This is a genomic window from Trichococcus flocculiformis (assembly GCF_900113645.1).
Classification (GTDB): Bacteria; Bacillota; Bacilli; order Lactobacillales; family Aerococcaceae; genus Trichococcus; species Trichococcus flocculiformis.
This window is the reverse complement of the sequence record NZ_FOQC01000006.1, coordinates 62174-74532: the sequence shown is the minus strand read 5'-3', so window position 1 is coordinate 74532 and position 12359 is coordinate 62174. Positions and strand designations below refer to the sequence as shown.

Sequence of the window (12359 nt, the reverse complement as noted above, 5' to 3'; positions counted from 1 at the left end):
AAATGATTTTACTCTAAAAATAGCTTGGATATCTGTTTTTGATGATGTGATAGCAAGCTTCCGCTACCTCTTCACGGCTCATCGTCCCATCGACGACTACTATCCGTTCCGGATTAGCCTTCGCCAATTGCAGATAACCAGCGCGGACTTTTTCATGGAAAGCGAGCTTTTCCTGGTCCAAACGGTTATATTCCCGTTCATCCAGATTTGCATGGATCCTTTGAATGCCTACTTCTGCCGGAACATCGATGTACAACGTCACATCCGGCTCGATGCCTTCTGTTGCGAATTGGTTGATTTCGCGGATACCCTCTTCACCGATGCCTCTTGCGTAGCCTTGATAAGCGATGGAACTATCGACAAAACGATCACAAAAAATGACGTCTCCACTTTCCAAAACGGGCAACACCTTTTCGATCAGATGCTGGCGGCGGCTTGCCGCATACAATAAAGCTTCTGTCCTAGAATCCATGTCCGTATGTGAAGGATCCAGTATCAACGAGCGGATCTTTTCCGCGATCGGACTTCCACCCGGTTCTCTCGTCGCTACCACTTTGCGGTTCATCTCTTGTTGCAGACGCGGCACTACTTGCTGCAACGCGGTTGTCTTGCCTGAGCCATCCAGCCCTTCGATTGTGATGAAAATCCCTCTCACTTTGCACACTCCTACGATTCTAATACTTCCATTATACGCTAAATGAAAGTTTTTTTATACAGATGAAACCGATATAGCTTTGTCAATTTTGCAACAATTAATTGTCTTGATTGCCTTTTTCTGAAAATAGAGCCATGAAACTGTTTCCGGCTCCGGGTGCGCCTGGATTACGTGTGCCGACAAGCTGAAAAGATGAATACCCGTTGCTTATTCATGTTTCCGACTACATTCCGGCCTCTAAACATGAATACCCGATATTTATTCATGTTTTCGACCACATTTCGAGCTCAAAAGATGAATTCTTTCGATTTATTCATGTTTTCGGCGAACATCCGCCAATCCCCACAAAAAAAGGGACAACCCCATTCCACATGGGCGCCCCTCTTGATAATCCTATGTTTGCTTCATTTGCGTATTGTACAGCATCGTGTAGATGCCGCCCTTTTTGACGAGCGTCTCGTGGTCGCCTCGTTCAACGATTTTGCCTTTCTCCAGCACCAAGATTTCATCAGCCGACAGGATCGTCGAAAGACGATGCGCAATAATCAGGCTCGTGCTCTTGGCTAGGATCGGCTCGATCGCTTCCTGGATGGCGTGCTCAGAGATGGAGTCCAATGAGGAAGTCGCTTCGTCGAAGATGATCAGCCCCGGTTTCCGAAGAATGATCCGCGCAATCGAAAGCCGCTGCTTTTCGCCGCCGGAAAGCTTCATGCCGCGGTTACCCACTACGGTGTCGTAACCTTTCGGCAGCCCACTGATGAACGCGTGAATATTGGCTTCACTGCACGCTTGCTCGATTTCGGCCTGCGTAGCATCGGGCTTGGCGTAGAGCAGATTTTCTCTTATCGTACCGTTGAACAAATACGTGTCCTGCGTCACCACGCCGATGTGCTGGCGTAGAAAGGCCAGATCGAGTTTGCGAATATCGACGCCGTCCAATCGGATTCTTCCGCCTGTCACATCATAGAGGCGCGGAATCAGGTTGATGATGGTGGACTTGCCCGCTCCCGAAGGCCCGACGATGGCGACGGATGATCCCGGCTTCAGCTCGAAACTGACGTTGTTCAATATCGGCTGGTCCGGATCATAGTGGAAGGAAACCTCTTCAAAAGCCAACTCGCCAGCAAACGACTCAGGCCGGAGCGCCTGCGGATCATTGTCGATTTCCACAGGCAGATCGAAATACTCGAATATGCGATCAAAAAGTGCCATCGAGCGGATCATATCAACCTGGATGTTCAGCAAGGAATTGACTGGTCCGTACATCCTGCCCAGGAGCGCCACCATGACGGTAATATCCCCGATTGTCAGATCCGTGTTGCCGTATTCAATAATGAGAATTCCGCCGACCAGATAGATCAACATCGGACCGATGTTCGTGAAGACGTTGATCACGACCCGGAACCATTTGCCCGCCATACTTTCCTTGATGTTCAAGCGAATCATCTGTTTGTTGGCTTCCTGATAGCGGTCGAACTCGTAGTTTTCCGTGACGAACAATTTCGAAAGCAATTGCCCGCTGACACTGAGCGTCTCGTTCAGGATCTGGTTGATGTCGTCATTGTGCTTCCGTGACTCAAGCGTTATTTCCCAACGCCTTTTGCCCACGCGCTTCGTCGGCAGAATGAACAATGGCACCACCACAATGCCGATTGTCGCCAGCAACGGACTTTTCGTATACATCGTGACGAGCGCAACCGTCAACGTCGCGAAATTCTGCAGGATGCTCGTCCACGTGCCCGTCAGCACGCTCTGCACACCGCCGATATCGCTGGTCATGCGGGTGATGATGTCGCCCTGCTTGCTGGTCGTGAAGAACCGGTGCGACATCCGCTGCAGATGGCTGTACATCTTGTTGCGCATGTCAAAGGTGATATTTTCCGCCATCCAGACATTGGTATAGCTCTCCAGTACGCTGATCAGATTGGCGAGGATCAACACTCCGAACGAAAGGCCGACCAGGCGGATCAGCACGGGCAGATTCTGCTCCAATAGCCCTTCATCGATGATGCGGCCCGTCAGGATCGTCGGAAACACGCCGAATACCGACGAGATGATGATCGCCAACACTGATACGATAAGTTGTTTCCAATAAGGGACGAGGTAGCTGAACATACGCTTCAGTAGCCGCAACGTGATTTTGGGGCTGTTCTGTTTCTCCTCCTCCGTCAGAAAGCCTCCACGGCCGCCTTTGAACCCGTTCCCGCCCATCATTGCTCACCTGCTTGGTGTCTGAAATCCTCCAAGGATTTTGTCAGTTTTTCGCAGAGCGCAACGAATTGCTCTTGCTCCTCAAGCGTCAAGCTATGATTGATGCGCTCCCGTTCCATCTGGCGTACTGCCTTCATTTTCTTCAATAAAGCATCCCCCTTTTCTTGGATGAAAATCCGGTTCCTGCGCTGATCGGCCGGGTCCGGCTGCCGCGTCAAAATCCCGTCCGCCTCCAGTCGGTTCAGCATTTCCGTCAAGGAAGCCGGACGGATCCCCATCCGGTCCGCCAATTCCCGCGAACTCATTCCATTATTTTCCTGCAATATCCGCAAAAGCTTTCCCGCTCCGCGCGATTCGTGCTTAGCGGGATTCTCTTTACGCCGCAGCGTACGCATCAGCTTCATCGCACTGCCGATGACATCTTTATTTTGTTCTTCCATAATAAGTTCCTCCTCCAGATAGTTAGGTACCTATCTATCTCCCTTCATTATATTAGGTACCTAACTAAAATGCAAAAGAAAAGAATGCGGCCGGGACATTTTTGTCCGCAACCACATTCTCTTTCATGTATGCATTCTATTCAATTACTGTTCAATGGCTGCTTTTTTTGCGTCTCTGCGGTCAGCCAACTCCATTTGGATTTCCGCCATGCGTTTGTCATCCAATTCATAGAATTTCATCGCAATCAGAGAGGCTACCCAACCCAAGATCATCATACCGACAAACAAGAACATCGTTACCCAGAAGATCTCTTCGCTCGGTGGCGTATCCACAGAAGGGAATACTTCTTTGAAGCCGATGTATGCCAATAGTATGCCGATGACTGTTTGTCCAAGAGAAGAAATCATTTTATCAACGAAGGAGAAGATTGTCCCCATCACACCGGGAGCGTAACGATCATTCTTGTATACTTCATAGTCTGTAATATCAGGAATCATCGGAATAACGATTCCTCCTGACACATTCCGCACGCCTGTCGCCAAAATGTACAAAGTAACGAATGCGATAGACATAGCGTTCATATCCGTCATGCGGATTTGCGACGGATCACCCAGCCAAAGCAACAGGAACATTGCGGCATAGAGAGCGATACACATCCAAGTAGATACAACGAGTGCTTTTTTCGAACCAAATTTACGGGCATAGCGCGTTCCGATTTGGATCAGGATCAACACGGGAATCATCGTGATAGCTGAAATGGAACCAAAGACACCGTAATCACCGATAAGAATACCGAACAGCATGACCATTACGATGGAATTTGTAGAAACAGTTGAAGCCAACTTATCAGTTGATGCAGCTACGATAAGCATCTGTAACGGGCGGTTGCCTTTGATGATGTTGAACATATCTTTCAACTTGATAGGTTCTTGTACACCACCTGTACCAAAATTTTCAGTTCTGTCATGTTCCCATAGACCTGCTACAGCAATTGCCGTCATAACACCGGAAGCGATGACTACAGTGATGACAAATTCATGGAAGAAAGATTCTGTGAAGCCGCCATGTTTGGGTACCATGTAATTCGACACATACATTGCAGCACCCGCAAACAATAATGACGTATAGGACATGTCAAATGTCGAAAACAAAGGACGCTGTTGCGGATCATTTGTCAAAACCGTTTGGCCAGCTTTTGTGCAGGCCGTTTGGAACGTATAGCCAACGATATAGACCAGATAGAGGATAATGAAGTAAATTAGGCGCATATTTTCAGGAACCAAGTGCGTCGTGAAGAACATCAATAAGGTAATGATCGTCATTACCACCCACCCCATAATCATGAAAGGCCTGAATTTACCCATTTTTCCGTCTGTCTTATCGATCCACAACCCGATGATTGGATCAGTGATTCCGTCCCACATACGGCTCATCGTAATCAGAGTGGATACAATGACTGTCCCCAAACCAACGACTCCTGTAGCGTAATAGGATACGAACATCATCAAATATAAAAATATGTTTGTTGCAGTGTTGTTCAGTGCAAATGCACCAATCTGCCATGTTTTTGCACGTCTGTAACGGGACTCTTGTCTTGCTTTAACTTCTTTTACTGTAGTTTCCAAATGAATACCTCCAATTTTGTATTTCTTCTAACTCTAAACTCCCCAAATAATAGCGGTTACATAACGAAACCTAATTAGCCCAACGGTCATCTTAATTGCCTGCTCACACCCTTCCTCCAAAACGAAAGTATCCTGTTTTTATGAAACAAAGTATAATTGCCTATTTCGATACAAAGTATCATATTGCAAAACTAACATTTGATATACATAACTTTATATTAAAAGCGTTACCAAATCAATGTAACGCTTACATTATTGTTGTATGTTTTTTAAATGTTCAAATCTTCGTAACATACCATTGACCTTAAGTCTTTTGGTCGTAATTCTCTTGACTGAAAATGCAGTGGCGGATATTTCATTAATGGAGGTTGGCAATTACTCTTGTACCGATTTATCTATGGAACAAAAAAAACAGACCGCATAGTGGCCTGTTTCTTCATTATTCCGAATGGAAAATATCTTCCGCGCGGTTCGTGCGTTTGCGCCACCGGAATTGCTTGGCTTTTTTCGGTGCTGAAATGTCTGCCTGGAGCTGGCGTTCTTTGGCTTCCCGCAGCAGGAACAGATATTTCGCTTCCGCAATCTTTTCAAAAATACGCAACTCTTCAGGCAAATCATAGGCATTCTGTTGCAGTTGGGCCAAGGTCGTGTAATGTTGATGGATGTCGCGGATCAAATCAATCAACTTTTCGTCGTATTGCTGCTTTAAGTGTCCCTGCTTCTTGCTTGCGCTGTTTAAATGGAATGCCATCTTTTTCCTTGTTCCCCCCGTTTTTGCTGCCTTTGTTACAGTTCTCGGCGTCCATCGATGGCACGAAAGAGCGTCATCTCATCCGCATATTCGATATCGCTGCCGACAGCCAGTCCGTAGGCAAGACGCGTCACTTTGATGCCCGCCGGTTTGATCAAGCGCGAAAGGTACATCGCCGTCGCTTCCCCTTCGGCTGTCGCATTTGTCGCGATGATGATTTCCTTGACTGTTTCGTCCTGTAGCCGTTTTATCAGGCTGGCGATGTTCAGATCTTCAGGTCCAGTCCCCTCCATCGGCGAAAGCACCCCGTTCAACACATGGTATCGACCGTGGTACTCACGGATTTTCTCCATAGACATGACATCGCGGGGATTTTCGACCACCAGGATGATGGACGCGTCTCGCGTCGTGTCCGAACAGATATTGCACGGATCTGTTTCGGTAATATTACCGCAGATGGCACATTGGTGTAAATCCCTTTTTGAACGAATCAGCGCGTCCGCGAACGCGAGCACAGCCTCCTCATCCATGTCCAGACAGAAAAAAGCCAATCGGGCGGCCGTTTTTTGTCCGATGCCCGGCAATTTCATGAAACTTTCGATTAATTTAGCTATGGGTTCTGGATATTGCATCTCGAAAAATCCCCTTCTCTTCTCTCAAAAGAAACGAGGCTGGGACTAAAGTCAACACTGCCCGACTTGTCTCACCCTCGCTCCCCTCATTCATTTTGGTTATTACTTGCGGCCTGGCTTAGAAGCCTGGGATCGCATTGGCAAATTTGCCCAATTTCGCTTTCGTTGCTTCATCAATCTTGCTTAATGCGTCATTCGTCGCCATCAGGATCAGATCCTGCAGCATTTCCACATCTTCCGGGTCGACCACTTCGGGTGCGATGACAACATCAGTGACTTTTTTGTCCCCTGTCATCGTGATTTTAACCAGATCATTGGATGCCGCGCCGACAAACTCCGTTACGTTCAGTTGTGCTTGCGTCTGCTCCAATTCTTTTTGCATTTTTTGCATTTGTTTCATCATGCCTTGCATATTTCCCATTCCGCCTCGCATTGTATGACTCCCTCTCTGTGTGTGTATTTTATTTTTTTATAGCTTGTATTTATCTCGAACGCCTTCAGTCCTCGACGACTGTTACGACTTCGTCTCCGAAAAAGCTCAACGCCTGATCGACGACTTCCTGTTCCTTTTGTTCCTCTATCACGATTGGATCGGTCTCGACCGAAAAATCATCGGCGAAATTTCCGGGGTGATAGTCACCACGATAGCCATCTTCCATTTCCGGCATCGGTGGTTCCGGCGGCAAATCCAGATCGACAGGTTTATCTTTATCGCCAGTTGCCGAAACAGGCTGTTTCGGAGCAGCCGATGGTACCGGAGCCTGCTTCGGAGCGGCTTGTTTCAGTTCGCCATTGGATTCGGCAGCAGGGCTGCCGTTCCGGTTCTGGATGTAGTTGCGTCGCACCGATGTCCATTGCTCTTCCGTCAAACACACCAATTCGCCGGGACGCTGCAGCATCCGCTGCGTTGCTGCATCCACAGCCGCCTGCAGTTCCGCATCTTCCGTCGCTTTTTGGCAAAGGATATCATACTGGAACGACAGGATGAAACTGGTCGGACTCGCTGCCACCGGATTGGCTTGCTTCAGGACAGCACGCTGGGTAACCGAGAGAACATCCAGGATATCCGTCCAGAAATCACGGACGCGGGCAAGATCTTGCTTTGTCGCCTCACCCAAAATCTGGTACGTCCGCCCCATGTTGGGCTTGAATCCGGCAGACGTGTTCGACTGGCGGGCCGTTTCTTTCTTGGCAGGCGCCGCTTTGGCACCCTCCTGCGAAACAGTCAGATTCCCGGAGGCGATCAGTTCCTGCAGCTTCGCGAGTTCCTTTTTGACGAGCTCCAACTCGTGCGCCAGCCGCTGAACTTCTCCGTTCGGCGCGGCTTGTGCGCTCGGAACTGCGGCCGTTGCATGAGCATGCGCCTTGGATTGAGACAGCTTCACCGCCAACACTTCTAGATAGATATCCGGTTGCGTCGAGAAGCGCATCTCGCCTTGGGTCTCGTTGAAGGCCTCAATCATCTCGTAGAGGAACGTTGCCGGCGCCTCTTGCGAAAAAGTCTGGAAAGCTTCACTGTATTGTTGCGTATTGTCGGCAAAGGCCTTGCCGTTTGTTTGTTGGTAGACCAGCACATCCCGCGCAAACAGGATCATCTCCTCAAGGAAACGGCCAGCCTCTTTGCCTGCACTCAGGATTTCCTGCAGCAGTTGCAGTGCCGATTCCGTCTCTTCATGCAGCAACGCGCTTGAGAAGGAGATCATCATTTCTTCCGTCAGACTGCCGGAAACTTTCACCGCATTTTCGAAAGTGACCGCATCCGATCCGTAAGAAATGATCTGATCGAGCAAGCTGAGTGCATCCCGCATCCCGCCGTTCGCGGAGCGCGCGATGATATGCAGCGCCTGCTCATCGTAGCAGATTTTCTCCTCCTGCAGGATGTACGCCATCCGATTAATGATATCCTGATAGGAAATGCGTTTGAAGTCAAACCGTTGCGTTCTGGAAATGATCGTCAACGGAATCTTGTGCGGCTCCGTCGTCGCCAAAATGAAGATGACATTTTCCGGCGGCTCCTCCAGCGTCTTCAGAAGCGCGTTGAAGGCACCGGTCGAGAGCATGTGCACCTCATCGATAATGTAGACTTTATAGTCGGCTTGGGTCGGGGCATAACGCGCTTTGTCGCGGATATCCCGTATTTCCTCCACACCGTTGTTGCTGGCGGCATCAATTTCGATGACATCGTTCAAGCGTCCCTCGGTGATGGCACGGCACGTTTCGCATTCGTTGCACGGTTCCCCGTCGACGCGATGATGGCAGTTGATGGCTTTCGCAAAAATCTTGGCTGCACTCGTCTTACCCGTTCCCCGCGGCCCGGTAAAAAGGTAAGCATGGCTCGTTTTCCCCTGTATTAAGGCATTCTTCAACGTCTGCGTGACCGCTTCCTGACCTGCGATGTCTCCGAACCGCTGCGGGCGCCAAACCCGATATAGTGCTTGATAGCTCATCCTTTTCCCTCTTTCACTTTTGCTTCGTCCATCTATTATAAGGGAAAAGCAGGAAAATAGGAAGGCGCGGCTCTATGGCTTTCGGGTGGAATATAAGCTTGTATTTTGCTTTCTTTAGAAGGCGATTCAGCTCAAATAAAAGAATTAAATAATAACGGTTGACAAAAAGTAAGTTAGGCATTATAGTAAATCCATCAAGTATTTCGAATTCGTATTAATTAAATTTGTGATATTATTCCGGAAAAAATAAAATTCAAATAAAAACGATAATAAAGGGGAAAATGAACATGACAGCATTTTGGGATTTGGGCAAGGTTGCCTTGAAAGTCAATGATCTTAAGAAAATGACGCAATTTTATCAGGAAGCAATTGGCTTGGATTTAATGGAAGAAAAGGAAAATTCGGTTGTGTTGGGGGTTGCTGCGGACAACACGCCTTTAGTGGAGCTGATCCAACTCGCTGCCCCCTCCAACCGCAAACGGACAACCGGACTTTTCCACTTGGCGATTCTTTTACCGACTCGCGCAGATTTGGGATCCATCCTTTATCATTTGTTGACGAAAAAATATGCCATTGATGGAGCGAGTGACCACGGCTACAGCGAAGCGATTTACTTAAACGATCCAGAAGGCAATGGCATCGAAATCTACCGCGACAAAGAGATGTCGGATTGGGATATCCGTCCGGATGGCAAAATCGAAGGCGTTACCGAAGCGATGGACGCTGATGGCGTAATCGGCGCGATGGTCAAAATTTATGATGGCATCCCTTCCGGCTCCATAATGGGACACGTCCATTTGACCGTTCACGATCTGGTCGAAACGCAACAATTTTACCAAAACGTACTCGGTATTTCATTGAAGTCAGACTTCTTCGGGCAAGCAAAATTCTTCGCCGCCGGAAACTATCACCATCACATCGGTTCGAATATGTGGGCTGGAAAACAGTTACCCGCCGCTGAAAAGAGCCAACCCGGTTTGGCCTACTTCACTTGGGTAGTTGCCGACAACACTGCCTATGAAGCGCTGAAAAGCAGACTGGTTCAGGCAGAAGTTTCGTTTGAAGAAGCGGACAACACCCTTATTTTCAAAGACAACAGCGGCATCGAGATCCATGCGGTCATTCATCAATAATAGTCATTTATTTATCATCCAAAAAAGCGCGACCGGCGGATATTCCTGCCGGTTGCGCTTTTTTTGGATATAGTCGAAAAAAATACCAAATCAAAAAGTTTTTCGAGTATACCCTAGGTTACGGGAAGTGTGAGAGGTACGCATTGAGATTCATCAAACAATTTTTTCGTTTTTTTGAAAGATTACTTTTACTTTCATCAGCAATTCATCGATTAGTTTTTCTGGTACGGTTTCAACATAGCTATACTTCCTCGCGTTGTAATCGATTGTTACTAGTTGATCCAGCAAAACTTTTCCTGAAGACTCTATGCCTCTTAATGGCACATACAAAGGATAATTGCGTTCTGTATTTGAAATGGGAGCGAATACAGCCACATTAGCATAGTCACTGACCCCATGATAGCTCAAACAGATATACGGTCTGTATCCTTGCTGCTCGTGCCCTTGTTTTGGGTCTAAATTAATTTTAACAATATCTCCTTGTTTTACCATTTCTCATTCCCCACTGGCGAAAGGTTTTGTAATTCTGAAGTGAATTTTTCTCCGTCGTACCCTTTGAACAGTTCTTGAAAAGTCAGGTCCTTTTCGGCTTTGGTCAACACAATCGAATGATTGACAATTTCTACATTCAGTTCATCATCTTTCTCTACTTCCAGTGCTTCCAATACACTTTTTGGCAAGCGTATTGCGTGACTGTTCCCCCATTGTTTGACAGGTAATTGCAGCATCATAAATCCCCCTTTCTTTGAGTTCATCTTACCACCAAAGTATCTACTTTGTATACACATCTACTTGCCTTTTTTAATTACGAGCAATGGAAGAAGTTTATACAGAAGCGGTAGACGACGAGCTACAATTTATTCAGCAGTAATTTCAGCAACATGGAGAGGAATCGATTGAGCAGCAGCTTTATCAGTTCTTAACGGAACATAAGGAACGCTTTCTGACGAATCCGAACACAAAACTGATGCTGACTATTTCTTTTCTTGTACCGGATGAGATGCATGAAGATGTTATGCAAAAAATATATAATTATATAGAGATATTGACTGCAACGTTAGGATCTCGCTTTGCAAAACAACCATTTCGTATCAGAGCGAAAGAGTGTGCGCTAGCTTTTGTCACATTGTTGGATGGCCTGGACGTTCAATTAGTCTATGAAGATAGCCAAAGGTATGAAGAATTACAAGCAATAGTCTGGGATATCTTCTGGAAAGGTATCAGTCTGTGATACTGGGGAAAACAGCCACTCCAATCAGCAGATATTCCACTGATACTCCTAAGCTATGAACGCGATCATCTAAAAAAACTAAGACGCAAATCCTGCCCTACAGGATTTGCGTCTTAATTTTTTTAGATTTCAGATACGAAGACTTTTGTCCCAGCTCCGTTCGGATTTATTCAGCAAGATAGCTTTCATATGAAGAGCCGGTAATCTCTCAAAGGATTACTTATAAGTGTCTTCCAATTTCCCCATCCACAAGCCAAGTGCTAAGCCGGCAAAGAAGAGCAAGAGAACGACAGCATAATTAAGGAAGGTGAAGCCGCTGTATAGTTCCAATGAGGGAGCAATGATGGTGGTGGAGGCAATCACCACGCCGAACACAAAATGGAAGACTGTCGCATACGCAATGTTCAGTAAGTACCGTACCGCTTTGGCAAAAAGAAAAATGCAGAGAACAGCCCCGATAGCCACGGGAATCAAGATCGAAAAATCAAGCAGACGAATGCCTTCAGTCAGAGGCTGGTACAAATTCAGATAAATTAAAAAGTTTGAGGGGCTCAAGCCAGGGACAATGAAACCAGAAGCAAAAATGGCACCCGCTAGTAACCAGGTGAAGAAATTTTGACCCACATGCAGATTGAGATTCTCATTGGACCAGAACAGAATGAAAAACATGACAATGGCAACCGTTAACGCTAGTATGATATGCCCACGCGTGCGTCCATGCTTGCCCGCTTCCCGGTAAAGCGAAGGAAGCGTTCCGATGATGGCTCCTATGAAAGCCCACAATACATGGACGGGATAATACTGCAGCCCGTAGTCCAAGGGATAGGCCAGTACGAAGACGCCCAAGATTCCCCCTACCCCAACCGGCAAGAAGTACATAACCCGTTTGACAAAATCATTCGTGATATCCGAGAGAAAGACAATCAATGGTTCGTATAAGCCAAAAACAGCCGCAAGTGCGCCACCGCTGACTCCCGGAAGGATAGCCCCCGACCCGATCATCATCCCTTTCATCATCCTAAGCAACCAGTCAATCACTTGAATCCTACTTTGTTCTTTATGCGTTTTCATGAACCAAATTCCCCTTTATTTTTAAAAGTTTCTATAATTATCCTATTTCATCAACCAGGTGCGTCTCTTTAAAAATTCCAGAGGCACGCTGCCCCATCTCCCGTTCCCACATCTGCTGATCTTTTCATCCTATAAGCGTACAGGGAGAATCAACATAAGTCC

The 12359-nt window shown here is 47.1% G+C and carries 13 protein-coding genes; 2 read left to right on the top strand and 11 right to left on the bottom strand.

Annotated elements, in window-relative coordinates; all coding sequences use genetic code 11:
- Positions 1 to 13 precede the first annotated feature (13 nt).
- The 8 genes from tmk to dnaX all read right to left on the bottom strand — a co-directional run bounded on the left by tmk (position 14) and on the right by dnaX (position 8762).
- Entirely contained in the window at positions 14 to 655 is a 642-nt protein-coding gene (gene tmk, locus BMZ71_RS04380; RefSeq protein ID WP_086988466.1) for a dTMP kinase, read from the bottom strand.
- Between the two features lie 393 nt (positions 656 to 1048).
- The gene (locus tag BMZ71_RS04375) at positions 1049 to 2869 is read right to left on the bottom strand and encodes an ABC transporter ATP-binding protein (RefSeq protein WP_086988467.1); all 1821 of its coding nucleotides are present in this window, start codon (positions 2867 to 2869) and stop codon (positions 1049 to 1051) included.
- On the bottom strand, positions 2866 to 3306 hold the full coding sequence (locus BMZ71_RS04370; RefSeq protein ID WP_068562354.1) for a MarR family winged helix-turn-helix transcriptional regulator: 441 nt from the start codon (positions 3304 to 3306) through the stop codon (positions 2866 to 2868). Before BMZ71_RS04370 ends, BMZ71_RS04375 begins: the two co-directional genes overlap by 4 nt.
- A 144-nt stretch (positions 3307 to 3450) precedes the next feature.
- Positions 3451 to 4932, bottom strand: a complete 1482-nt coding sequence (locus BMZ71_RS04365; protein ID WP_218142762.1) for an MFS transporter — start codon at positions 4930 to 4932, stop codon at positions 3451 to 3453.
- Between the two features lie 439 nt (positions 4933 to 5371).
- Positions 5372 to 5683, bottom strand: a complete 312-nt coding sequence (locus BMZ71_RS04360) for a YaaL family protein (protein WP_068562352.1) — start codon at positions 5681 to 5683, stop codon at positions 5372 to 5374.
- 35 nt (positions 5684 to 5718) lie between these two features.
- On the bottom strand, positions 5719 to 6315 hold the full coding sequence (gene recR / locus BMZ71_RS04355) for a recombination mediator RecR (protein WP_086988468.1): 597 nt from the start codon (positions 6313 to 6315) through the stop codon (positions 5719 to 5721).
- Positions 6316 to 6433: 118 nt separating this feature from the next.
- A complete protein-coding gene (locus BMZ71_RS04350) occupies positions 6434 to 6748 on the bottom strand; it encodes a YbaB/EbfC family nucleoid-associated protein (protein WP_068562350.1) in 315 nt (104 codons plus the stop codon).
- 64 nt (positions 6749 to 6812) lie between these two features.
- Positions 6813 to 8762: a DNA polymerase III subunit gamma/tau gene (gene dnaX, locus BMZ71_RS04345; RefSeq protein WP_086988469.1), complete on the bottom strand. Its 1950-nt coding sequence runs from the start codon at positions 8760 to 8762 to the stop codon at positions 6813 to 6815.
- Positions 8763 to 9049: 287 nt separating this feature from the next.
- Between dnaX and BMZ71_RS04340 the strand changes: the two genes are divergently transcribed.
- Positions 9050 to 9895: a VOC family protein gene (locus BMZ71_RS04340; protein ID WP_306298096.1), complete on the top strand. Its 846-nt coding sequence runs from the start codon at positions 9050 to 9052 to the stop codon at positions 9893 to 9895.
- A 153-nt stretch (positions 9896 to 10048) separates the two neighbouring features.
- Here the strand turns inward: BMZ71_RS04340 and BMZ71_RS04335 are convergent, their stop codons facing one another.
- Positions 10049 to 10387 carry a type II toxin-antitoxin system PemK/MazF family toxin gene (locus tag BMZ71_RS04335; RefSeq protein WP_086988470.1) on the bottom strand — a complete coding sequence of 113 codons (339 nt, stop codon included), beginning with the start codon at positions 10385 to 10387 and terminating at the stop codon, positions 10049 to 10051.
- A complete protein-coding gene (locus tag BMZ71_RS04330) occupies positions 10381 to 10626 on the bottom strand; it encodes an AbrB/MazE/SpoVT family DNA-binding domain-containing protein (RefSeq protein ID WP_245734380.1) in 246 nt (81 codons plus the stop codon). Before BMZ71_RS04330 ends, BMZ71_RS04335 begins: the two co-directional genes overlap by 7 nt.
- A 236-nt stretch (positions 10627 to 10862) precedes the next feature.
- Here BMZ71_RS04330 and BMZ71_RS14810 point away from each other — a divergent pair, with 236 nt between their 5' ends.
- Positions 10863 to 11126 carry a hypothetical protein gene (locus tag BMZ71_RS14810; protein ID WP_086988472.1) on the top strand — a complete coding sequence of 88 codons (264 nt, stop codon included), beginning with the start codon at positions 10863 to 10865 and terminating at the stop codon, positions 11124 to 11126.
- 216 nt (positions 11127 to 11342) lie between these two features.
- Here BMZ71_RS14810 and BMZ71_RS04320 read toward each other — a convergent pair whose 3' ends face one another.
- Positions 11343 to 12197 (bottom strand): DUF368 domain-containing protein, encoded by an 855-nt coding sequence (locus BMZ71_RS04320; RefSeq protein ID WP_068562345.1) that lies wholly within the window; start codon positions 12195 to 12197, stop codon positions 11343 to 11345.
- Between the last annotated feature and the right edge of the window lie 162 nt (positions 12198 to 12359).